A 24,350-nucleotide genomic window follows, 5' to 3' on the forward strand; every position below is an offset into this window, starting at 1 on the left:
CTATACTTCGAACCGGACAACCTGCCCCGACATCCGGACAGCATGAGCAAAAAACACATCGATCTCCTGGATTTCCACGGCCTGCCCGCGCCGGTGTACTTCCGCTATGCCGACTTCGCCGCCGACAGCCACGCCCTGGAGCACCGGCACCCCTGGGGCTGCCTGGAGTATTCGGCCCATGGTGTGATGCGCATGGACATCGCCGGCCGGCGCTTCATGTCGCCGCCACAGTACGCGGTCTGGGTGCCGCCGCAGACGCCCCACAGTTTCTACACTCCGCAACCGATCAACTACCGAGCGGTGCTGCTGGCGCCGGAACTGTGCACGGACTTGCCGAAGCAGGGCAGCACCCTGGCCATCAGCGAGATTCTCAAGGCGATCCTCAAGGACTTCGCCGCCCGGGATGTACAGATCCCCGAGGGCGAGGCCGACCAGCGTCTGGCCCAGGTGGCGCTGGACCAGTTGCGCCAGGCCCCGGTGCAAGACTGTTACCTGCCCTATGCCCGCAACCCCGAGCTGCTGCGGGTACTCCAGGCCCTGCAGGCCGAACCGGGCAACCACCAGCCCCTGGCCCACTGGGCGCAGCAGGCCCATGTCAGTGAACGGACCCTGGCCCGGCAGTTCGTCCGCGAGCTGGGCATGAGTTTCGGCGAATGGCGCCAGCGCCAGCGCTTCCTCGCGGCCATCGAGGCCCTGGAAAGCACCCGCAGCGTCCAGGAAATCGCCTTCGACATGGGCTATAGCAGCGCCTCGGCGTTTATCGCGATGTTCCAGCGCCAGGCCGGCTGCACCCCCGAGCAGTACCGCCGGGCCAGCCTGCAGAACAGGTGAAGGTGTAACAGGCTTTGTCTACACTGCGCAGGAGGCCGTGCCCATCGGTGCGGTGACCAGGAGAAAACTCCATGAAGATGTTGCGTATCCCTTTGTTGATGGTGGGCCTGCTGCTTTGCTCCCAAGGTTTTGCCGCCACTGCCCAGCAAAACAAGATGACCACCTGTAATGCCGAGGCCACCGCCAAGGCCCTCAAGGGCGACGAGCGCAAGGCCTTCATGAGCACCTGCCTCAAGGCGGCTCCGGCGGCTGCGGCGACACCTTCCACGCCCCAGGAAAGAATGAAATCGTGCAACGCCACCGCCACCGCCCAGGCCCTCAAGGGCGATGCGCGCAAGGCGTTCATGAGTGATTGCCTGAAGAAAAAGTGAGCCTGAATCGATGGGACCAAGGTCACCGGGCTGGCACAGGGCCTTGGTTCGCATCGAGGTTTACGATTTCAGAATCATAAAAAATCTTTTATTTCAATGAGATAAATCAGAAAGATACCGCTCGTCGCTTTTTTTTTATGTAATAAATTTTACATTTAGACTTTATCCCCTTCGAAAACAGGTGCCGGGACGCACCGCGCGGCCGCTCTAGTACCGGCGTCTGCGACTCAAGGGAATGGAAGGCATGTCGCGTTTTGGCTGTTTCAGGCCTGTCGTAGCGTTTTGTGCTTTGTTCGGCTCGTTTGCCCTCACCGCCGCCCCGCTGCAGACGCCGGGTGACCGCGATCTGATCCGTGATCGCCAGCAGCAGTTGCTGCAAGAGCAGCAAAAGCGCCTCGACGAACTGCAGCAACTGCCCGGCAAGACCCTGCCCCCCGAGCCTGCTCCGCAACCTGGCGAGCAGCGCTGTTTCACCATCAAGACCGTGGTCCTCAAAGGCGCCGAACACCTCTCGGCAGCGGATCAGGAGCGCCTGGTGGCGCCCTATCGCGACCAGTGCCTGTCGGTGGCGCAGATCAACACCCTGCTCAAGGCCATTACCCACCACTACCTGCAACAGGGCTATGTCACCACCCGCGCCTACCTGCCTGCCCAGGAGCTGGCGTCGGGGCAATTGATCATCGTCATCGTCGAAGGTCGCCTGGAAAGCCTGGACAGCTCGGCCCTGGCCAGTTCCCGGGAGCTGGCCATGGCCTTTCCCGGCACCACCGGCCAGGTGCTGAACCTGCGGGAACTGGAGCAGTTGGTGGACCAGCTCAGCCGCCTGCCTTCGCGCCAGGTCGAGCTGGAACTGTCACCGGGTGAGAAACTGGGGGACAGCCATGTCGGGCTCAAGGGCCAGCGCCTGAAACCCTGGCGCGTCTCGGCCACCCGCAACAACAGTGGCGACAAAAGCACCGGTGAGCAGCAAATGGGCCTCGGCCTGGACTGGGACAGCCCCCTGGGGCTGGCGGATCAATTGAGCCTACGGGCCAACCAGGACGCAGTCAGCGATCGCTGGCGCCATTCCGACAACCAGAGTCTGTTCTACAGCCTGCCCTGGGGCTGGTGGACTTTCAGCTACGCCTACAGCCAGAGCTACTACCGCACTCGCAATGACAGCACCGGCTTCGACTTCACCATGGACGGCGAAAGCAAGAACCAGCAGTTGCGCGCCGAGCGTGTGTTGCACCGCGACAACCTGAGCAAGACCGGGATGAGCCTGGGGCTGAGCCAGCTGCGCACGCGCAACTACATCGACGACAACCTGATCGACGTCTCCAGCAATCGCATCACCGAAAGCCAGTTGGGCTTCAACCACGGGCGGCGCATCGGCAATGCCCTGGTCAACGCCGACATCGGCTGGCAGCAGGGCATCGGCGCGCTGGACGCCCAGGGCAGCGGCAACCCTCACGGCAGCGAGCCGGTTTCGCGCTACAACAAGTACAGCCTGACCCTGAGCTACCTGCAGCCCTTTCGCCTGTGGAACGAGAACTTCAGTTTCGACAGCCTGGCCACCGGCCAGCGTAGCGAGGACGTGCTCTTCAGCCCTCAGCGCATCAGCCTCGGCGGGCTCAATTCGGTGCGCGGCTTCCAGGACCAGACCCTCTCCGGCAACAGCGGCGGCTACTGGCGCAACCAGCTGCGCTGGCGCCGTGCCGTGACCTGGCAGGCGCTGCAACCCTTTGTCCAGGAATACGGCCTGGCCTTTGCTTATGACGTCGGGGTGATCAAGGGCGATCGCTACAACCATGACGCCAAGGGCCGCATGAGTGGCAACGCCATCGAACTCAACGCCCGTGGCCAGTACCTGGCCGCGTCAGTCAGCTTCGCGCGCTCCCTGGAGCGACCGGACATTATCGAGAGACGAGAGCATCCGGTGTACGTGCGAGTAGACCTGTTCTTCTGACCCGACCCAAACGCTAGTGGATGGATGATTCGTATATGGACGTACGCAAGCCCTTTGCCCAATGCATTGCCCTGTCGTTGTCGGGGATCCTGTTTCTCAATCCGATCGTCAGCGTCGCCGCTGGCCTGGTCCTGGACCCGGCCGCCGGGGGCAATGCCACCATCGGCGCGGCGGGCAACGGCGTCCCCATCGTCAACATCAATGCGGCCAATGGCAGCGGCTTGTCCCACAACAAGTTCAGCGAATACAACGTCGGCAGTAACGGCCTGATCCTCAACAACGCCACCGGCTCGACCCAGAGCACCCAGCTGGGCGGCTACATCATCGGCAACCCCAACCTCAAGGGGCAGGCGGCGCAGGTCATCCTCAACGAAGTCACCGGCAGCAACCGCAGCAAGCTGGCGGGGTACACCGAGGTGGCCGGACAGGCTGCCCGGGTGATCGTCGCCAACCCCCATGGCATTACCTGCAACGGTTGCGGCTTCATCAACACCCCGCGCGCCACCTTGACCACCGGCAAGCCGATTATCGAGGGTCAGAAGCTCGATCGCTTCCAGGTCGATGGCGGCGATATCAGCATTGAAGGTGCCGGCCTCAACGCCAGCAATATCGATCAGTTCGACCTGATCACCCGCAGCACCAAGCTCAACGCCAACCTGTATGCCAAGAACCTCAACGTCATCACCGGGCGCAACGACGTCAAGGCCGATGACCTGAGCGTCACCGCCCGGGACGCCGATGCCAGTGCCAAGCCGGAACTGGCCATCGACAGTGCGGCCCTGGGAGGCATGTACGCCGGGGCCATCCGTCTGGTGGGCACGGAGAAGGGCGTGGGTGTGAACATGTCGGGGGAGATGGCGGCCAGCACCGGTGACATCCAGATCGACGCCAACGGCAAGGTCACGGTGGCCGGCATGGGCGCCAACCAGGCGATCGCGATCAAGGCCCAGAGCATCGACCTCAAGGGCAAGGCCTATGCCGGGACCGAAGCGACCCTGCAGGCCAAGGAGCAGATCGAGGTGGGCACCAGTCTGGCGGCCCGGGATCAGGTGCGGGTGGTGGACGCCGGGCAACTGGTCAACCACGGCATCATCGAGGCCGGGGTCAACAGCGACAACAGCCGCAACGATCAAGGCGTGGTCAAGCTGAACGCCGACAACCTGGAAAACCGCGGCGATGTGCTGGCCAGCCGCTCTCTGCAACTGACCGCGCGGCAGACCCTGAGCAACCAGAACGGTGTGATCCAGGGGCCCAAGGTCGAGGTCAAGGCCGCACGCCTGGTCAACCAGGGCGGGCAGGCCCGAGTGCTGGCGCACAATGAGCTGGTGCTCACCACCCCGGCCATTGCCAACCTGGAAGGCCTGATCCGCTTTGGCGACCGGCAGGCGGCAACCCTGACCCTCGACAGCCTGAACAACAACGGCGGACGCCTGGAAGTGGCGGGTGCCGACCTGACCCTCAACGCCCGTGAGGTCAGTAACCAGAAGGGTTCGATGGTCGCCGACCAGGTTGCGATCAGCGCCCAGCGGCTGGACAACCAGCAGGGCCTGATCGGGGCCAGCCAGGGCAGCGCCACGTTCAAGGTCAGCGAGCAGTTGAACAACAATGGCGGCCGGCTCCAGGCCCAGACCCTGCTGGAAACCCAGGGTGGGGAGTTGCTCAATCAGGGCGGCAAGCTGCTGGCCGACCAGATCAAGGTGACCGGCAAGCGCCTGGACAACAGCCAGAAGGGCCTGGTCAGCGCCGAGAAGGGCGCACTGCAAGTGAACCTCGATCAGGACCTGGTCAATGCCGATGGCAAGTTGCAGGCCACTTCGCTGCTGAACCTCAAGGCCGGCAGTGTGGACAACCGCGGCGGTACCCTGATCGCCCCGCAACTGACCCTCAACAGCGGCGGCAAGCTCGGCAACCAGGGCGGCACCCTCACCGCCGACGCGCTGGAGCTGCACACCGCGGACATCGACAACCAGGGCGGCCTGCTGCAGGGCAAGGACAACCTGCTGCTGGACGCCCGGGACCTGGCGAACAACCAGGGCCAGGTCATCGCCGACGTGCTGAGCGCCAACCTCGACAGCCTCAGCCAGAACCAGGCCGGGGTGTTGAGCGCCGAGACCGGCAAGCTCACGCTGACGGTCAAGCAGCACCTGAACAATGCCCTGGGCCACCTGCAGGCCAAGACCGGTGACGTGCAGATCGTCTCGGGCAGCCTAAACAACCAGGGCGGTGTGGTGGTGGGCAATCACTTGCTGCTGACCAACACCGGCCTGCTGGATAACCGTGGTGGGCAATTGGCCGGTGATCAGTTGACCGTCAGCACCCAGCGTCTGGACAACCAGGCGTCGGGCCTGCTGGCGGCCGGCAGCGATGGCCTGCAGTTGACCTTGACGGCTGACGGCGCGGCACCGGGGCAACTGCTCAACAGCCAGGGGCGCCTGCAAAGCGACGGGCACCTGCAGATCAACGGCGGTCAACTGAACAACAGTGGCGGTGTGCTGCTGGGCCGCAGTGTCGGGCTCGATACCTCCGGCCTCGACAACAGCGCCAAGGGCGCGGTGGTGGCCAGCCAGGGGGCGCTGGATCTGAAACTCAACCACGGCGCACTGAACAACAACGCCGGGGTCATCGACGCCGGTGAACAGGCGCTGCGGGTGACCCAGGGCGGGCAATTGGACAACCAGGGCGGCACCCTCAAGGGCAAGCGCCTGGAGGTTGCGGGTTCAGCCCTGGATAACCGCCAGGGACAACTGCTGGCCGGCAGCGACGGTTTGAACCTGGTGGCCGGCGGCCTGAACAACGCCCAAGGGATGATCCTGGTCAAGGACGGCCACGGCGAAGTGGCGCTGGGCCAAGGCACTCTGGACAACCGTGGAGGCACCCTGCAGGGCGCGACCCTGGGAGTCACTGCCGGGGCTGTGGATAACAGTGCCCTGAACGGCAAGGCCGGACTGATCAGCAGCCAGGCCGGAGCGCTCAAGCTAGTGGTCGATCGCCTCACCAACCAGGCGGGCAAGCTCTACGCCAATGGCCTGCTCAGCAGCACCGGGCAGACCCTGGACAACCGCTTTGGCGGCGAAGTCAGCGCCCGGCAGTTGGACTTGAACGTGGCGGCCAACCTCTACAACCAGGGCGGGCTGGTGGAGTCGGGCAGCTCACTACTGCTGGTGGGCGGCAACCTGGACAATAGCGCCGGGGGCCGGGTACGGGCGCTGGCTGGCGAGCAAAGCCGTATCACCCTGGGCGGCGTGCTGAACAACCAGGGCGGCACCCTGGCCCTGGGTTCCAGCGCCTTTGCCCTGAATGCCGGGCAGTTGAACAACATCGGCGGCAGCATCGAGCACGCCGGCGGCGGCTTGTTCAAACTGGACCTGGGGGCGCTGTCCGGCTTCCAGGGACGGATCACCGGCCTGGGCCATGGCGACTGGGATGTGGCTGCGGTGGATCGCAGCGGTCTGATGCAACTCAACGGTACGCTGGACCTGAGCACCGGGGGCGACCTCAACCTGAGTGCCGGCGACCGCATCGCCAGCGCCAGCGGCCTGCGAGTGGGCGCGGCGACCCTGAACAACGCCGGGGAGCTGGCCAGTGACGGTTACCTGACCCTGGACCTGGGGGGCAACCTGAACAACAGCGGCCTGCTGTCGTCCCGGGGCAAGCTCACGGTGGGGGCCGGCGACCTCAACCAGTACGGCGGTCGCATCGCCAGTGGCGGCGACAGCGAACTGAACCTGCGCGGCACCCTGGACAACCTGGGGCGCCTGATCGCCAGCCAGAATCTCTATGTGTCCGCGGCGCAGATCAACAACCGCGGCACCCTCGGGGCCCTGGGGCAGATGCAACTGCGCTCCGGCAACGGCATCACCACCTCGGCCGACACCCTGATCTACAGCGGCGGCGACATGCTTCTGCGGGGCAATACTCTGAGCAACAGCTATGGCGATCTCTACAGCGCCGGCAACCTCAGTTTTGCCGCCCTCGACGGTGGCCGCGCGGCCCTGCTGAGCAACCGCTCCGGGACCATCGAAAGCGAGGGCGACATGAACCTCAACGTGGCGTTGCTGCAAAACGCCATGGACAAGTATCAGGTCGGCGAAACCATCACCCAGCGCAACATCGTGATCAATTGCACCGACTGTTCCGGCGATCACCACACCGCCACTTACATCGTTAACACCACCTATGAAGGCACCATGGGCGAGCACTCCGCCGGTGCCCGCCTGGTGTCCAACCGTGACCTGACCATCAATGCCGACACAGTGGAGAACGACCAGAGCCTGATCGCCGCCAACCGCGATGTTTCCATTACGGCCAACAATCTCTACAACCGCGGCCTGACCCTGGACAAGCGGGTCGACAGCATCAGCTATTTCCTGCATGGGGTTTCCCAGGGCGCGTTCCGCGCCGCGGAGCGGGCGACCATCGCCTGGAACGCTGCCAACGCCAATCGCGCGCCGGGCCAGCAGGACCCGTTGCCGACAGAGGTGACCCAGTACCCGATCTACGAACCCGCCAGCCACACGGTGATCACTCCGGGCACCCAGACTGCCTACGCTTCCACCCTGCAGGCCGGCCAGCGCCTGCACCTGCAGGTCAGCGGCACTATCGAGAACGGCGTGCAGACCGAACAGAGCCGCGCCCAGCTCACCGGGCAGACGCTACAGAACAACCTGGCGCAGGTGGGCGGCCAGGTGATTACAGTCAACGCGCAAAGCTCCGCCGCTGCCAACCAGGTGGCCAAGGATGTGCAGCGCATCGAAAAGGTCGCCGCCGACGGCACCACCCAAGTCAGCTTCGTGCCGGTGGACTTCTCCGGCGTACCGTTCGCTGCCGTGGACCCGACCTCTCTGTCGAGTTTCCGCGTACCCCAGGGCGAGTACGGCCTGTTCGTCAAGAGCCAGAATCCCCAGGGCCGCTACCTGATCGAGACCAACCCGACCTTCACCGACCTGTCGCGCTTCATGAGTTCGGACTACATGCTCGGCCACCTCAACTACAACACCGACCAGACCTGGCGCCGCCTGGGCGACGGCCTGTATGAAACCCGCTTGATCCGCGATGCGGTGCTGGCCCAGACCGGGCAGCGCTTCCTCGCGGCAGGGCTGACCAGTGATTACGACCAGTATCGCTATCTGATGGACAACGCCATCGCTTCCAAGGACCAGTTGCAGCTCAGCGTCGGCGTGTCCCTGACCCCGGCCCAAGTGGCCTCGCTGACCCACGACATCGTGTGGATGGAAACCCGCGAAGTGCAGGGCGAGAAGGTGCTGGTACCGGTGCTGTACCTGGCCCAGGCGGAAACCCGCAACCTGCGCGGCGGCAGCCTGGTGCAGGGGCGCGACATGACCCTGATCGCCGGTGGCGACCTGAGCAACGTCGGCACCCTGCGGGCCAGCAACGACCTGAGCGTGAATGCCGGCGGCAGCCTGTACCAGGGTGGCCTGATCGAAGCCAACGAGCGGGTCAGCCTGATGGCCCAGGACAGCGTGCGCAACGCTCTGGCCGGGGAGATCCGCGGCAACCAGGTCAGCGTCACCTCGATCAAGGGCGACATCATCAACGACCGCACCGCGGTGGCCGTTGGCTACGGCTCGGGCAGTCGCACCATCCTTGACCAGGGCAGCCAGATCACCGCGCGCCAGCAGCTCGACCTCAGCGCCGGTCGCGACCTGAGCAACCTCGGTCAGCTCGCCAGCGCCGGGGATGCCAAGCTCAGCGCTGGTCGTGACATCGATTTACTGGCGGTGCAGGACCATACCTTCACCCAGAGCGCGATCCGTCGCGGCCTGGTGACCCACGACACGGTGCAGACCCTGGGCTCCAGCGTGACCACCGGCGGCAACCTGCAACTCAATGCCGGGCGCGACCTGGCGGTGGTGGCGAGCAAGGTTGATGCCGGCCATGACCTGTCCCTCAACGCCAAGCGCGACATCGTCATCGCCTCGGCCCAGGACGAGCAGTCCTCGACCTCCTACCAGAAGAAGAAAGGTTCCTGGGGCAAGAGCAAGACCACCCAGAGCGCCGACTCCTCGACCACCAACGTGGCCTCCGAGATCAGCGCCGGGCACGACCTGATGGTCAACGTCAGCCAGGACAAGGACGGGCGCATCAGCCTCAATGGCGGGCGCGACGTGACTGTAGTCGGTAGCCAGCTCAAGGCCGGCAACGACCTGCTGGTGGGGGCCACCCGTGACGTGAGCCTGGTCTCGGCCCAGGAGCAGCAGGACAGCTCCTACAGCCAGAAGAAGAAAGGCAGCTTCGGCCTGAACAAGAGCGGCAACAGCCGCACCTCCAGCAGCACCACTCAGGTGGGCAGCGAGCTCAGCGCCGGTAACGACGCGGTGGTGATCGCCGGCACCAACGTCAATCTTTCGGCCAGCTCCATCGAGGCCAAGCGCGATGCCGAAGTGCGCGCCGGGCTGATCGACAAGAATGGCGACATCAACCTGATGGATGCAGCCAACACCTCCAGCAGCCAGAGCGAGAAGTACAAGAGCAAGGTGGGGCTTTCCAGTTCCGGCAGCTTCACTTCGATTGCCTCGGCGAAGAAGTCGGGGCAGGAAAACACCCAGTCCCAGAGCGTTGGCAGCGTGGTCAGCGGCGGGCGTGACACCACCCTGCAGGCGGCCCGCGACGTCAATATGATCGGCAGCACGGCGGCGGCCGAGCGCAACCTCAACGTGGGGGCGGGCCGCGACGTCAACGTGCTGGCTGGCAGCAACAGTTCGGACCAGAGCAACTGGAAATCCGAGAAGCATGTGGGGCTGTCCCTGGAGAGCGATCGCAACGGCGTCACCGCGTTCCTGGGCAGCGAAGCCCTCAAGCAGAAGTCGCGCAATGCCGAGCAGACAGTGGCGCCGAGCCAGTTGCTGGCCGGGCAGGATGCAACCATCAAGGCCGGGCGTGACCTGACCCTGGAAGGCTCGCGGGTGGATGCCGGGCGCGATATCAACCTGCAGGCCGGGCGCGATATCAGCATCGATGCCGGCAAGCAAACCTCGATCGAGGAACGCAGCAAGAGCCGTGATCGCAATGGCCTGACGGTCAACGTCAGCCACAACTACGGCAACACCATGGATGCGATCAAGGGCACCGGCAAAGGCGAGGACAACACCAGCAAGGCCTCCAGCGTGCTGAGCACCGTGGATGCGATCAACCAGTTCACCTCGGGCCCGACCACCGCGACCCACTTCGGCACGGCCAGCCAGTCCAGCAGCTCGCGCCAGGAAGTGCACAGCAACAGCCCTGCCAGCCTCGGTGCCGGGCGGGACATCAGCGCCGTGGCCGGCAATGACATCAACATTCGTGGCGGTCAGTTCGACGCCGGGCGCGACATCACCCTGGTGGGGCGCGACATCAATGTGGATGTGGCCCGCGGCTCGATTTCCGAAGAGAGCAAGAGCGCCCGCAGCCAGGGCGGCATCAATGGCCAGAGCGGCGGCGGCAGCGCCCGTGCCGGTATCGGTGGCAGCAACGGTGTGGCCAGCGAGCAGATGAGCCAGGGCACCAACACCCCGTCGGTGTTCCTCGCCGGGCGCGACGTCAGCCTTGAGGCGCGCAACAACCTGACCCTGATCGGAACCCAGGTCCAGGCCGGGCGCGATATCGACCTGGGGGCCGGCAACGACCTGACCATCCGCGCTGCGCAGAACGATTCCAGCAGCGAGTCCAGCCGTCACAGCGGCGGAGGCGAAGTGGGCCTGGCGGTGGGTGGCAAGGACTTCATCTCGGTCTATGCCAGCGTCGACATGGGCAAGGGCCAACTGGACCGGGACAACCAGCGGCAACAGAACGCCAACCTGGTGGCCGGCGACCAGCTGCGTTTCAGCAGCGGCAAGGACACCACCATTGCCGGCGCCACCCTGCGCGGCGGAGAGGTCATCGGCCGGGTGGGCGGCGACCTGACCGTGTCCTCGGTGCCGGATACCGGCAAGGTCAGCGGCAAGGAACTGGATGCCAGCGTCACCGTGAGCATCGGCCTGGGCGGCGGTGGCAGCGTCAGCGGTTCCCTGGGTGTGGGCAAGACCACCGGCACGACCAACTGGGTCCAGGAGCAGACCAGCATCACCGGCAAGAACGGTGTCGACATCCGCACCGAGAAGCACACCCAGCTCGATGGCGCGCTGGTCGCCGCCGACAACGGCAACCTCAAGCTGGACACCGGCACCCTGGGCTTCCGCGATATCTCCGGCCAGGACAAGGAGCACAGCTACTACGTCAACGCGGGCGGCACCTTTGGCTGGGGCGGCGGCGACGGCGCCAAGTCCACCGGCGGCAAGGAGGTGGCCTTCACCAATGACAAGAGCCAGGAAGGCAAGGGCAAGACCGGGGCTTCGGGCTGGAGTGTCAGCGGCTATGACTACCGCAAGGAGCGTGAACAGGAAGTGCGCGCCACGGTGGGCGCGGGCACCATCACCGTACGCAACGACGCCAAGACTGGCGCCGACTCCACGGCGGGCCTGAACCGTGATCCGTCACGGGCCTACGAGATCACCAAGGACAAGGAAAAGCGTACCGATCTGTATGTGTCCCAGTCGTCCCTGGACGCGGTGAGCCATCCGTTGCAGACCCTCAATCAATGGGCTCAGGGGATCAAGGACTATGGCAAGAATGCGTCCGCAGCGTTCACCCAGTACGGCGATCTGACCCAGGCCGCGGACAAGGCCCTGGCCGACAACCCGGCGCTGGCGCCTTTGGCCTGGATACCGGGCTTCCTGCAGAAAGCCATGGACGAGTCGGCCTTCTACACCGGCGGCGTAATACCCGGCGTCGTCAGTCATGGTGGCGTGGTTACCCAAGTCCCGGCGCTGCTCACGGGGGACATGAGCTTCTATCGTGTGCAGATGGAGTACAAAAAGGATGCCAATGGAAAAGTCTTTATCGACCCGGAATCGGGCAAGCCGGTCCTGGATGTGGACGCCACACGCAACAGTTTGCAGAACTTGCTGACACCCGACGGTAACGCAGCGGTGTTCACCAACGGGATCCAGAACTCGCTGGATGCGGCGCTGGTCAACGGCGGCATGCAGACCGGCAAGGACAGCTTCATCCAGGCCTATAACCCTGAGCATGGCTTCCTGGGTGACCTGGTGGAGTCCTTGTGGGATGTGATGCTCGGCGGTGCCGTGCGTTCAGGGAACGCCCGGCAGCTCAATGATTTCCTCGGCGCCGGGCTCGACCAGGGCAACAAGCTGGATGTATTCGGCCACAGCCAGGGCGGCTTGCTGACGTACCGGGCCATTGCCGGACTCAACTTCAATGCCAATGGCAATGCGGGTAGCATCCAGCTGTCGGGCGCGCCCGTCGCTTCGACGGACTTCTTCCAGGCGGCCAAGAATGCCGGGTTCGACATCAGTGAAGGGGCGTTCTTCCAGGTCAACCGGCCGACCTCGAGCATGTTCTTCAATACGTTGCCGGTGACCGATACGGTGTCCGACTTGCTGGGGCGCAATGCGTGGCACTCGTCCGATACGGTTGCCCGATTCTTCGGGGCCGCGGCTACGTCAGGCAAGCTGTTGGCCGCGGACAGTCCTCACTCCAACTACTTGTGTGTGGCCAAGGACATTTGTGGCGGAGCCAGCAGCGGGTTGCAAGAGACCTTCAAGAACAGCAACAAGTACATCGTCCCGACCTTGATCGATCAGCACGGCAACGACAAATTACTGGGCTCGCAATGAAGGCTGCACAGATAGCGCTGATCGTTCTGACCTGTGGGGTGCTGCCGGCGTGCGGCGGCCCACCCCTGGTCTATGAAAATGCTCGTCTGGATTCCCGCATGCTGTGCCAGGAGGGGGCGAAGCGGGTCACCCTGATGCAGCGTTACTCCTTCGACCTGCCCGAGCCTTATCGGCATGCGCCGTGTGGCACTGTCACCGGCGGCTTTGACTATGAAAAGGGCCGTGACGCGCTGTCGGTCGGCACCTCCGGAACCTTCTCCTACGGCACTACCGAGGTGACGGCTGCGGCACTGTACATGCGGGTCAACAGCTTTCTCGATGGTCGCGCGGATGGGCTGCTGTATCCCCGCCAGGCCTTTCTGGATGATCTGCTGGCCAGGCAGGCGCTGCCTTCCCATAGCGGAGTCAAGCCCAGCAGCCTGCAGTGGGTGACTGTGCAGGGCTATCAATGCCTGCGCGCCTACGAGCGCTGGGAAGGGACCGCAGTGGGCATTCTCGAAGACAAGGTCAAGTACTGGTGCTGGGAGCAGGAGAGCGGCCTGCAGCAGCCGTTCTACGTGCATGCCGGCCAGCGCCTGCCCTTGGGAAGCAAGGGCTACGACCTGGATCAGGTGTTCATCCTGCCGTTCTTCCAGAGCCTGAAGATCAACCCATTGCCGGCACCGCTGCTGGCCAAGGCCCGGGCCGATCTTCAAGGGTTCTGTGCCCATGTCAAATCGCGCTACGACCAGAACCTGAGATGGGGCGATGACTACCCCGACAAGCGCCTGACCCTGACTCACCTGCACTACTGCGGTTACAACGTGCCGCTGCCCGACCTTTCAGCCCCGCTGCCTCAGGCCAAAGGCGACTGAACCTTCGCCTGTCACAAGACTCAAGTACCCATGTAAGCCCATGCCCTTGGGGCGCCTGCCACTATTCCTCCGGGGTGAAGGCTGGCAGACTGCCGGTCTTTTCCCGCTGTTTGTCTTGAGGCTTTATGCCAGCGTTTTCACAGCGTCATCTGTTGTTCATCAGTTGGATCATCATCTTCGGTGGCCTGTTGCTGGCCTTGCCCATGCGTCTGTTGCCCAGCCTGCTGGCCGGTCTCTTGGTGTTCGAGCTGGTCAACATGCTCACCCCGCAATTGCAGCGGCTGATCGAAGGCCGGCGCGCGCGCTGGCTGGCGGTGGCGCTGCTGGGCACGCTGGTGGTCAGCCTGCTGACCCTGCTGTTCGCCGGGGCCATCAGTTTCCTGCTGCATGAAGCGGAGAACCCTGGCGCCTCGCTGGGCAAGTTCATGGTGGTGGTGGACAAGGCCCGGGGCCAGTTGCCGCCGTTCCTCGACGCCTACCTGCCGGCCAGCGCCGCGGAGTTCCAGGCGGCCATAGGCGCCTGGGCCAGCAAGCACTTGAGCGAGTTGCAGCTGGTGGGCAAGGACGCGGCGCACATGTTCGTGACCCTGCTGATCGGCATGGTCCTGGGGGCGATCATCGCCCTGCAGCGCATCCCCGACCTGACCAAGCGCAAGCCCCTGGCAGCGGCGCTGTTCGACCGCCTGCACTTGCTGGTCCAGGCGTTTCGCAACATCGTCTTCGCGCAGATCAAGATCTCCCTGCTCAACACCTTCTTCACCGGGATCTTCCTGGCGCTGATCCTGCCGCTGTTCGGGGTCAAGCTGCCGCTGACCAAGACCCTGATCGTGCTGACCTTCCTGCTGGGCCTGCTGCCGGTGATCGGCAACCTGATCTCCAACACCCTGATCACCATCGTCGGGCTGTCGCTGTCGATCTGGGTGGCGGTGGCGGCGCTGGGCTACCTGATCTTTATCCACAAGCTGGAATACTTCCTCAACGCGCGGATCGTCGGCGGGCAGATCAGTGCCAAGTCCTGGGAACTGCTTCTGGCGATGCTGGTGTTCGAGGCCGCCTTCGGCCTGCCCGGGGTGGTGGCGGGGCCGATCTATTACGCCTACCTGAAGAGCGAATTGAAGCTGGCGGGCCTGGTTTAACAGCAGCCGCCAGCTTGCAGCTTCAAGCCGCAAGCTACAGCCGATCCCGCTCTTGCCTTTACTTGCGGCTTGCCGCTTGAAGCTTGCCGCTGCCCTTATCCGTAGCGCTTCTTGGCTTCGATGGCCAGACCGCTGCCGATGCTGCCGAAGATATTGCCTTCCACATGCCGGGCGTTGGGCAGCATGGCCGCCACGCTCTGGCGCAGCGCCGGAATACCGCTGGAACCGCCGGTGAAGAACACCGTGTCGACCTGGGCCACACCAACATTGGCATCGCTCAGCAGTTGGGTGACGCTGGTGCGGATGCGCTCCAGCAAACCGTCGATGGAGGATTCGAACAGGGCCCGGCTCAGATCGACGCTGAGGTCGCGCTCGATGCGGTCCAGGGCCACCAGGCGGTTCTCGGCGTGGGTCAGCTGGATCTTGGTTTCTTCCACTTCCATGGCCAGCCAGTGCCCGGCGCGCTGTTCGATCAGCTTGAACAGACGGTCGATGCCGCCGGTGTCCTCGATGTCGTAGCGCATGCTGCCCAGGGCCAGCTGGGACTTTTGCGAATACACCGAGTTGATGGTGTGCCAGGTCGCCAGGTTCATGTGGTGGCTGGTGGGCATGTAGGCGCCGCTCTTCATCCGGCTGCCGTAGCCGAACAGCGGCATCACGCCCTGCAGGCTCAGTTGCTTGTCGAAGTCGGTACCGCCGACGTGCACGCCGCCAGTGGCGAGGATGTCGTCGTGACGGTTGTCGACGCCACGGCGCTCGGGGGACAGGCGCACCAGGGAAAAGTCCGAAGTACCACCGCCGATGTCGACGATCAGTACCAGCTCTTCGCGTTCGATGGTGGATTCGTAGTCGAAGGCCGCGGCGATGGGTTCGTACTGGAAGGACACTTCCTTGAAGCCGATCTTGCGCGCCACTTCCACCAGGGTGTCTTCGGCTTCCTGGTCGGCGGCGGCATCGTCATCGACGAAGAACACCGGGCGGCCCAGTACCACTTGCTCGAATTCCCGACCGGCGGTGGCTTCGGCGCGGCTTTTCAGCTGGCCGATGAACAGCCCCAAGAGGTCCTTGAACGGCATCGCGGTGCCTAGCACGCTGGTGTCGTGCTTGATCAGCTTGGAGCCCAGCAGGCTCTTCAGCGAGCGCATCAGCCGGCCTTCGTAGCCTTCCAGGTATTCGTGCAACGCCAGGCGGCCGTACACCGGACGGCGCTCCTCGATATTGAAGAACACCACCGAAGGCAGGGTGATCTTGTCGTCCTCCAGGGCGATCAGCGTCTCCTCGCCGGGGCGCAGCCAGCCGACGGTGGAGTTGGAGGTACCGAAGTCAATGCCGCAGGCACGGGCCGGGGTGGCGTTGTTCATGTCTTTGGATCCGGTGAAAAAAACGGCCGCGAAGCGTACGCCAGTCCTCGCGCGTTGCAAAGGCCGACTATCTGCTAAATCACCCCCTGTCGTGCCTTGAAAGACTATCCTTGACCCCCAAACTTGCAGGCATGGGCCGAGCAGCCACCAGGGATCACAAGATCCGCCCGCGGCTGCCGATAAACTTCTGATGCGCCGTTCAGTCAGAGGATTGAGATTGATCAATTCTCATGCTGCCAGACCGAGCATGCTGTGCTGCACGCCGCGCGACTTTGATAACGGATGGTGATTCCCTCGATGGACTTCAAAGACTATTACAAGATTCTCGGCGTGGAGCCGACGGCGGACGACAAGGCGATCAAGGCCGCCTATCGCAAGCTGGCGCGCAAATACCACCCCGACGTCAGTAAGGAAAAGGATGCCGAGGCCAAGTTCAAGGATGCCTCGGAAGCCTATGAAGCGCTGAAAAGCGCCGACAAGCGCGCCGAGTACGACGACCTGCGCAAGTACGGCCAGCACGGCCAGCCGTTCCAGGGGCCACCGGGCTGGCAGAGCCGTGGCGGCTTTGGTGGCGGTGACGGTGGGGACTTCTCGGACTTCTTCAGTTCGATCTTTGGCAACCGGGGGCCAGGATTCGGCGGCCCGGAGCAGCGCCGCAGCAGCGGTCGTCGTGGACAGGATGTGGAAATGGAACTGCCGATCTTTCTTGAAGAAACCCTGTCGAACGAGTCGAAGAAGATCAGCTTCCAGGTGCCGCAATACAACGCCAACGGGCAGCACGTCAGCAACACCAGCAAAAGCCTGAACGTGAAGATTCCGGCCGGGGTCACCGACGGCGAGCGCATCCGCCTCAAGGGCCAGGGCGCGCCGGGCGTGGGCGGCGGGGCCAATGGCGACCTGTACCTGACCATTCGTTTTGCGCCCCATCCGAAATTCGATGTCGAAGGTGAAAACCTGATCATCACCCTGCCGCTGGCCCCTTGGGAGCTGGCGTTGGGCACCGAGGTGGCGGTCCCGACCCTGACCGGCAAGATCAATCTCAAGGTCCCGGCCGGCAGCCAGAACGGCCAGCGCATGCGCGCCAAGGGGCATGGCCTGCTGAACAAGGCCGGCCAGCGTGGCTACCTGTTCGTCCAGCTCAAGGCGGTGATGCCCAAGCACACCGGCGACGACGTCAAGGCGTTGTGGCAGGAACTGGCGAAGAAGGCGGCGTTCGACCCCCGGGAAAATTTCTGATTCGACACTAGGAGGCGCTGATCATGAGCACCCTGATCGTTCAGCTGGACATGGAAGAGTTCTGTGAAGTGGCCGACCTGTCGGCGGCCTACGTGATCGAAATCGTCGAACACGGCATCCTCGAACCCCAGGGGACGGCGCCCAAGGACTGGCGCTTCAATGATGTCGAACTGGCCCTGGCCAAGCGCGCGGCGAAGTTGCGCCGCGACCTGGACCTGGAGTGGGAGGGCGTCGCCCTGGCGTTGGACCTGCTGGACGAGGTGCGGCAACTGCGGGCGGAGAACCAGATGCTCAAGCAGCGCCTGGGCCGCCTGCTGCTGGACTGATGTCCCATGTGATGGCCTGACGGCCTGTAGCCGCTGCCGAGCGCCAGCGAGGCTGCGACCGGGCGCGCAGCGGCCGTAAAAACAGGCAGCTGCGGCGTGTCAGGAAAAGCAGGTTGCGAGGACTGCGTCCTCGTTCGCAGCTTCGCTGGCGCTCAGCAGCGGCTACAGAGGGCAGCAGCAGTTATAGCGTGCCTCAGGCGCGGGAGACCCGCGGCAGGGTGACGGTGAAGGTGGTGCCGTCGCTTTCGTTGGAGCTGACCTCGATGCTGCCTTGGTGCGCGGTCACCACTTCCTTGACGATGAACAACCCCAGGCCAAGGCTGGTGCTGGTGCTGCCCAGTTCCTCATCGGCACTGCGCACCAAAGGATCGAACAGGGTGCCCAGGGCTTCCTTGGGAATCGGCGTGCCGTAATTGTGCACGGTCAACAGCACCTGTTCCGCACCGCCGGTAATGGTCACGGTCACGGTACGGCGGTTGCTGCCGTGCTGCAGGGCGTTGCCGATCAGGTTCTGCAGCATCTGTTCGATACGTCCCCGGTCCCAGATGCCATGGCTGTCACCTTCGAAGCTCAGTAACGGCGTGCAATCGGGCTGTCCGGCGCAGGCTTCGTCCATGGCGGCCTTGGCGGCGCTGGCCAGGTCCATGGGCGCGGGGTCGATGGGCAGGCCGTTGCCCAGGCGACTGCGGACGAACTCTAGCAAATCGCTGACCATGGCGCCCATGTGTCGGGTGCCGGTCTTGATGCGTGAGACAAAGGCCTGGGCGTCGCCATCCAGCGGCACTTTGCGCGCCAGCATCTCGGTGGACATGCTCACCGCCTGCAACGGTGCCCGCAGGTCGTGGCCGAGAATCGCCAGGAAGATGTCCCGTGAGCGGCTGACCTGCTCGGCATAGGCGCAGGTGGACTCGGCCAGGGCTTCGTCGATGGCCTCGTTGAAACGGATCATGTCCTGCAGGTGTTCCAGGTCCGGGGTTACCAGGCTGGCGACCCACAGACGGATCACACAGGCCCGCAGGTGGCGGAACTCGGACGTCATCTGCACCAGATCGAAACCCACGTGATGGCGCAGTTCGCCATGGCTGGCGGCGGCCGCATCCAGGCTCGGGGATTTCTCCGGGCCTTCGCCCCTGGCCTTGGCCAGCTGTTCACCCGGGCTCTGGGTGATGCGCATGTCCCGGGCGGCCGCCAGCAGGATCGAGGTGGCGTGATCCCGCAGGTCGCTGCGGGTCAGAGTGTCCGCGGCCAGGGTCCTGGCAAATTGTTCCCATTCATCAACGATTCGATCAACGTGCTGCACGATGAAATCGGACAGGCGCATAGCCGGGCACCTTATTGGGCAGAGAGTGGAAAACCGACACGCATCTTAGCGCCTTATCCACGGCTTCAACATCGTGCCTGCCCAGTGGCCGGACACGCCTCAGAACAGGAAGTAACGCTGGGCCATGGGCAGCACATCCGCCGGTTCACACCACAGCAGTACACCGTCGGCCTTGACCTGATAGGTCTGCGGGTCGACCTCGATGTTCGGCAGGTAGTCATTGTGGATCAGGTCGCTCTTTTGCACGGTGCGACAGCCCTTGACCACGGCGATGCGCTTCTTCAGCCCCAGTTGCTCCGGTACGCCAGCGTCCAGTGCGGCCTGGCTGATAAAGGTCAGGCTGGTGGCGTGGCGGCTGCCGCCAAAGCTTGCGAACATCGGCCGGTAGTGCACCGGTTGCGGGGTCGGGATCGAGGCATTGGCGTCACCCATCAGGCTCGCGGCAATGGCCCCGCCCTTGAGGATCAGGGTCGGCTTGACCCCGAAAAAGGCCGGGCGCCAGAGCACCAGGTCGGCCCATTTGCCTACTTCGATAGAGCCCACCTCATGGCTGATGCCGTGGGTGATGGCCGGGTTGATGGTGTACTTGGCGATGTAGCGCTTGACCCGGAAGTTGCTGTTGCCCGGGCCGTCGCCCGGCAGCGGACCGCGCTGGCGGTGCATCTTGTCGGCGGTCTGCCAGGTGCGGGTCACCACTTCGCCGACCCGGCCCATGGCCTGGCTGTCGGAGCTGATCATCGAGAACGCCCCCAGGTCATGGAGGATGTCTTCGGCGGCGATGGTCTCGCGGCGGATGCGGCTCTCGGCAAAAGCCACGTCCTCGGCGATGCTCGGGTCCAGGTGGTGGCAGACCATGAGCATGTCCAGGTGTTCGTCGATGGTGTTGCGGGTGAAGGGCCGGGTCGGGTTGGTGGAGCTGGGCAGCACATTGGCGAAGCCACAGGCCTTGATGATGTCCGGGGCATGGCCGCCGCCGGCACCTTCGGTGTGGTAGGTGTGGATGGTCCGGCCCTTGAAGGCGCCGAGGGTGGTTTCGACGAAGCCGGATTCGTTCAGCGTGTCGGTGTGGATCGCCACCTGCACGTCGTACTCATCGGCCACGCTCAGGCAGTTGTCGATACTGGCCGGGGTGCTGCCCCAGTCCTCGTGCAGCTTGAGGCCGATGGCCCCCGCCTTGACCTGCTCGATCAAGGGCTCCGGCAGGCTGGCGTTGCCCTTGCCGGTAAAACCGATGTTCATCGGGAAGGCGTCCGCGGCCTGGAGCATGCGCGCCATGTGCCAAGGCCCGGAGGTGCAGGTGGTGGCGTTGGTCCCGGTGGCCGGCCCGGTGCCGCCGCCGATCATGGTGGTGACACCGCTCATCAGCGCTTCTTCAATCTGTTGCGGGCAGATGAAGTGGATATGGGTATCGATGCCGCCGGCGGTGAGGATCATGCCTTCACCGGCGATGACCTCGGTGCTGGCGCCGATGGCGATGGTCACATCGGGCTGGATATCCGGGTTGCCGGCCTTGCCGATGGCGGCGATGCGCCCGTCCTTCAAACCGACGTCGGCCTTGACGATGCCCCAGTGATCGATGATCAGCGCGTTGGTGATCAGGGTGTCCACCACATCGCACGCCAGCAGCTGGCTCTGGCCCATGCCATCGCGAATCACCTTGCCGCCACCGAACTTCACTTCTTCACCGTAGGTGGTGAAGTCCTGCTCCACTTCGATCCACAGCTCGGTGTCGGCCAGCCGTACCTTGTCGCCCACGGTGGGGCCGAACATGTCGGCGTAGGCCTCACGGGAAATCTTCATCGCAGCTCCTTACAGAAACAGGTCTTGTAGGAGCCGGCTTGCCGGCGAAGGGGCCCGAAAGACCGCATTCGCCACCAAGCTGGCTCCTATGTGCGTAGGGTCGAGGGCTCAGAGGTCGCCCATGATGCGTCCGGCAAAGCCGAACACCCGGCGCTTGCCGGCCAGATCCACCAGTTCCACTTCCCGGGTCTGTCCCGGTTCGAAGCGCACCGCGGTGCCGGCGGCGATGTTCAGGCGCATGCCGCGGCTGGCGGCGCGGTCGAAGGTCAGGGCGTCGTTGGTTTCGAAAAAGTGATAGTGGGAGCCGACCTGGATCGGCCGGTCGCCACTGTTGGCCACGCTGAGGGTCAAGGTGCGGCGCCCGGCATTGAGTTCGATCTCGCCGGGCTGGATCTGGTATTGGCCAGGAATCATAGGGGTTGTCCCAGGGTCTTGAAGTAGATGGCGGTGGCGGTGTAAGTGCCGTCCGGGCTCTGGCAGTAGTTGGGCAGTTCGCCGACCCGGGTGTAGCCCAGGGAACGGTAGAAGTCCTCGGCCGCCGACCCAGCCTCGGTGTCCAGGTACAGCAGCCCGCGCTTGTGCTGGCGGGCGGCCTGCTCCAGGGCGTTCATCAGTTGCTGGCCCAGGCCACGGCGCCGGGCGCTGTGCAGCACCTGGAGCTTTTGCACCTCGGCGCGGTTGCGCCCATTGGCCTTCATGCACAGCGCCAGCTGCACGCTGGCCAGGACCTTCTCATCGTGAACCACCACCCACAGCATCAGGCTGCCGTCCTCGACGCCTGCCTGCACGCTGCCGAGGTAGTCCCGGGCCTGGCTGTCGTCCAGATCGGCCATGAAGCCGATGGACGCGCCGTGGTGCACCGAATCCAGCAGCAGGTCGATCAATCCTTGACGGTAATGGGCAAAGCTTTCTCCATGGACTCGGCGCAGTTGGGCGGCGTTCATCGAGAGGTCACTCCTGGTGAGGGGCAGGCGGTTGTGCCCCAGGGTTGAGAATCAGCTGCATGAAGGTCAGGTCCAGCCAGCGGCCGAACTTGGTGCCCACCTGGGGCATCTGCCCGGTGCTGATGAAACCCAGGCGTTCATGCAGACGGATCGAGGCGGCGTTGGCGCTTTCGATGGCGGCCACCATCACGTGCTTGTCACAGCCCCGGGCGCGCTCCAGCAGCACTGCCATCAGCTGTGGACCCAGGCCGTTGCCGCGCTGGTCGCGGCGGACATAGACCGAATGTTCCACGGTGTGGCGAAAGCCGTCGAAGGGTCGCCAGTCGCCGAAGGAAGCGTAGCCGAGCACCTGCTCCTCGGCGTTGACCACCACCAGGATCGGATAGCCCTGGCTCTGGCGCGCGCTGAACCAGGCCTGACGGTTGCCCAGGTCGACCGGGGTGTCGTTCCAGATCGCCGTGGTATTGACCACCGCGTCGTTGTAGATGTCGCGGATTGCCGGCAGGTCGGCGTGCAATGCGTCGCGGATGCGATAGGTCATGGCGCGGCCTCAGGCGATGGGTTGGTGGACGGTGACCAGCTTGGTGCCATCGGGGAAGGTGGCCTCGACCTGGATCTCCGGGATCATCTCCGGTATGCCTTCCATCACCTGTTCGCGGCTCAGCAGGGTGGTGCCGTAGTGCATCAGATCGGCCACGCTCTGGCCGTCCCGGGCACCTTCGAGCAGCGCGGCGGAAATATAGGCCATGGCTTCCGGGTAGTTGAGCTTGAGGCCGCGGGCCAGTCGCCGTTCGGCCACCAGGCCGGCGGTGAAGATCAGCAGCTTGTCTTTTTCGCGTGGGGTCAGGTCCATCGTGATCGATCCGTCGTTGGGCAGTTTGAAAAGGGCAGGTGTTTCATGTGTTCCAGATCCTCGGCGGCACGGCCTCGCGGCCCAGCAACGCCGGGCGCAGCAGGCGCCACAGGTCGATCAGCCAGGCCCGGGCCTGCAGGGCTTCACTGGCCAGGCAGCGGGCCACCAGCAGGCCCGGCAGTTGGCTCAGGTCGCCACGTACCGGGTGTTCCAGGGCGCGGCAGCGCTCCAGCAGTTGGCTGTCGATTTCACCGGTCACCAGCAAGGTGGCGAACACTGGCTGGCCGTCCAGGCCGATGGGGGAATCCAGCAGGCCGTCGCCACCTTTGATGCGCTGGCGCTCATGCCAGAGCGGTCGGCCGTCGCGCTGGATATCCAGGTGAGCCTGGAAGTGCCCTTGCTCGAAGCGCTCGCCACTGGCCGGACGTCCCAGGGCCACGACGTCCCAGTAGAACAGCCGGGCATCGCCTTGCAGTTCGATCAGGGTGGTCAGTTCGGCCTGGGCGGCGCTGAAGACAATGGTTTCCTGGGGCAGCCATTCCAGGGTCGCCCCCGGCGCCACTTGCAGCCTCAGGGTCTGGCTGGCAGGGCCGGTGGCGCGGTACCACTTGGCGGCACCGGGGCTGGTCAGCTGGGCCCAGGCGTCGCGCTCGACCCGGGCACTGATGGCCAGCCGGTCGCCGCCGGCGATGCCGCCGGGTGGGTGGACGATGATGTGCTGGCAGACCTCGGGGCCTTCGGCATACAGGTGCTTCTGCACCCGCAGCGGCCCCAGGTGGCGACGCAGCACCGGGCGCGTGGTGGCGCCGAAACGGGCATAAGCCAGTTCCAGCTCGGCGTGCCAGCTGGGGGTGAACAGGGCGGTGGCGGCAGGTGAGTTCATGCTGGGTCGTTATCGTTAGGAAGCTACAGATTAGATCGTAACCAGGCCGCGTACACCTTCTGCCTGCATATTTTCCCCTCGGCCCTGCTGGACGATTTCGCCCCGGGACATCACCAGGTACTGGTCGGCCAGTTCGGCGGCAAAGTCGTAGAACTGTTCCACCAGCACAATGGCCATATCGCCCCGGGCCGCGAGTTGCTTGATCACCGCGCCGATCTCCTTGATCACCGAGGGCTGGATGCCTTCGGTGGGCTCATCGAGGATCAGCAGCCGGGGGCGGCTGGCCAGGGCGCGACCGATGGCCAGCTGTTGCTGCTGGCCGCCGGAGAGGTCGCCGCCACGGCGCTGCTTCATCTGCAACAGCACTGGGAACAGTTCGTAGATGAAGGCCGGGACTTCCCTGGCCTGGGAGCCGGGGAAGCGGGACAGGCCCATCAGCAGGTTTTCCTCCACGCTCAGGCGGCCGAAGATTTCCCGGCCCTGGGGCACGTAGGCGATCCCGGCGTTGACCCTCTGGTGGGGCTTGTAGCCGGTGATGGTCCGGCCCTCCCAGTTGACCGCGCCTTCCTTGACCGGCAGCAGGCCCATCAGGCATTTGAGCAGGGTGGTCTTGCCCACGCCGTTGCGTCCCAGCAGGCAGGTGACTTCGCCGATCCGGGCTTCGAAACTCAGGCCGCGCAGGATGTGGCTACCGCCGTAGTACTGGTGCAGCTGGTCGACTTGCAGCATGTTCGGATTCCTTCAAAAACCTGTAGCCGCTGCCGCAGGCTGCGACAAGGTCCACAGGACCTTCATGGGCCTTGCAGAGCACGTCC

At 64.4% G+C, this 24,350-nt stretch carries 17 protein-coding genes; 8 read left to right on the forward strand and 9 right to left on the reverse strand.

Annotated elements, in window-relative coordinates; translation table 11 throughout:
* Positions 1-42: 42 nt before the first annotated feature.
* From J5M73_RS14965 to J5M73_RS14990, 6 genes are all read left to right on the forward strand, one after another.
* Positions 43-831, forward strand: coding sequence for a helix-turn-helix transcriptional regulator (locus tag J5M73_RS14965; protein ID WP_102862949.1), 789 nt, complete (start codon positions 43-45; stop codon positions 829-831).
* A 71-nt stretch (positions 832-902) separates the two neighbouring features.
* Positions 903-1,202, forward strand: a complete 300-nt coding sequence (locus J5M73_RS14970; RefSeq protein WP_102862950.1) for a PsiF family protein — start codon at positions 903-905, stop codon at positions 1,200-1,202.
* 244 nt (positions 1,203-1,446) lie between these two features.
* Positions 1,447-3,150 carry a ShlB/FhaC/HecB family hemolysin secretion/activation protein gene (locus J5M73_RS14975; protein WP_102862951.1) on the forward strand — a complete coding sequence of 568 codons (1,704 nt, stop codon included), beginning with the start codon at positions 1,447-1,449 and terminating at the stop codon, positions 3,148-3,150.
* Positions 3,151-3,185: 35 nt separating this feature from the next.
* Positions 3,186-12,821, forward strand: a complete 9,636-nt coding sequence (locus J5M73_RS14980) for a hemagglutinin repeat-containing protein (RefSeq protein WP_102862952.1) — start codon at positions 3,186-3,188, stop codon at positions 12,819-12,821.
* Positions 12,818-13,675: a hypothetical protein gene (locus J5M73_RS14985; protein ID WP_102862953.1), complete on the forward strand. Its 858-nt coding sequence runs from the start codon at positions 12,818-12,820 to the stop codon at positions 13,673-13,675. The genes J5M73_RS14980 and J5M73_RS14985 overlap by 4 nt, the downstream gene beginning before the upstream one ends.
* 125 nt (positions 13,676-13,800) lie before the next feature.
* Complete coding sequence (locus J5M73_RS14990; RefSeq protein ID WP_102862954.1) at positions 13,801-14,811, forward strand: hypothetical protein; 1,011 nt, start codon at positions 13,801-13,803, stop codon at positions 14,809-14,811.
* 95 nt (positions 14,812-14,906) lie between these two features.
* On the opposite strand, the gene J5M73_RS14995 is transcribed toward J5M73_RS14990, so the two are convergent.
* The gene (locus J5M73_RS14995) at positions 14,907-16,172 is read right to left on the reverse strand and encodes an Hsp70 family protein (RefSeq protein ID WP_102862955.1); all 1,266 of its coding nucleotides are present in this window, start codon (positions 16,170-16,172) and stop codon (positions 14,907-14,909) included.
* A gap of 297 nt (positions 16,173-16,469) precedes the next feature.
* Between J5M73_RS14995 and J5M73_RS15000 the strand changes: the two genes are divergently transcribed.
* Together J5M73_RS15000 and J5M73_RS15005 are read left to right on the forward strand one after the other, a co-directional pair.
* Positions 16,470-17,408, forward strand: a complete 939-nt coding sequence (locus J5M73_RS15000; protein WP_102863062.1) for a DnaJ C-terminal domain-containing protein — start codon at positions 16,470-16,472, stop codon at positions 17,406-17,408.
* 23 nt (positions 17,409-17,431) lie between these two features.
* Positions 17,432-17,734, forward strand: a complete 303-nt coding sequence (locus J5M73_RS15005; protein WP_102862956.1) for a chaperone modulator CbpM — start codon at positions 17,432-17,434, stop codon at positions 17,732-17,734.
* Positions 17,735-17,927: 193 nt separating this feature from the next.
* On the opposite strand, the gene J5M73_RS15010 is transcribed toward J5M73_RS15005, so the two are convergent.
* The 8 genes from J5M73_RS15010 to urtE form a co-directional block, all read right to left on the reverse strand.
* Positions 17,928-19,055, reverse strand: coding sequence for a HAMP domain-containing sensor histidine kinase (locus tag J5M73_RS15010; RefSeq protein WP_102862957.1), 1,128 nt, complete (start codon positions 19,053-19,055; stop codon positions 17,928-17,930).
* Between the two features lie 99 nt (positions 19,056-19,154).
* Positions 19,155-20,855: an urease subunit alpha gene (ureC, locus tag J5M73_RS15015; RefSeq protein ID WP_102862958.1), complete on the reverse strand. Its 1,701-nt coding sequence runs from the start codon at positions 20,853-20,855 to the stop codon at positions 19,155-19,157.
* Positions 20,856-20,963: 108 nt separating this feature from the next.
* Positions 20,964-21,269, reverse strand: a complete 306-nt coding sequence (locus J5M73_RS15020; RefSeq protein WP_102862959.1) for an urease subunit beta — start codon at positions 21,267-21,269, stop codon at positions 20,964-20,966.
* Positions 21,266-21,799, reverse strand: coding sequence for a GNAT family N-acetyltransferase (locus tag J5M73_RS15025; protein WP_102862960.1), 534 nt, complete (start codon positions 21,797-21,799; stop codon positions 21,266-21,268). Before J5M73_RS15025 ends, J5M73_RS15020 begins: the two co-directional genes overlap by 4 nt.
* A 7-nt stretch (positions 21,800-21,806) precedes the next feature.
* Entirely contained in the window at positions 21,807-22,340 is a 534-nt protein-coding gene (locus tag J5M73_RS15030; RefSeq protein ID WP_102862961.1) for a GNAT family N-acetyltransferase, read from the reverse strand.
* 9 nt (positions 22,341-22,349) lie between these two features.
* Positions 22,350-22,652, reverse strand: a complete 303-nt coding sequence (locus J5M73_RS15035) for an urease subunit gamma (RefSeq protein WP_060837311.1) — start codon at positions 22,650-22,652, stop codon at positions 22,350-22,352.
* A gap of 43 nt (positions 22,653-22,695) precedes the next feature.
* Positions 22,696-23,535, reverse strand: a complete 840-nt coding sequence (locus J5M73_RS15040; protein WP_102862962.1) for an urease accessory protein UreD — start codon at positions 23,533-23,535, stop codon at positions 22,696-22,698.
* 30 nt (positions 23,536-23,565) lie between these two features.
* A complete protein-coding gene (gene urtE / locus J5M73_RS15045; protein ID WP_102862963.1) occupies positions 23,566-24,264 on the reverse strand; it encodes an urea ABC transporter ATP-binding subunit UrtE in 699 nt (232 codons plus the stop codon).
* Positions 24,265-24,350: the final 86 nt, after the last annotated feature.

Origin of the sequence: Pseudomonas sp. 50_B, assembly GCF_017491625.1 — a bacterium.
Classification (GTDB): domain Bacteria; phylum Pseudomonadota; class Gammaproteobacteria; order Pseudomonadales; family Pseudomonadaceae; genus Aquipseudomonas; species Aquipseudomonas danubii.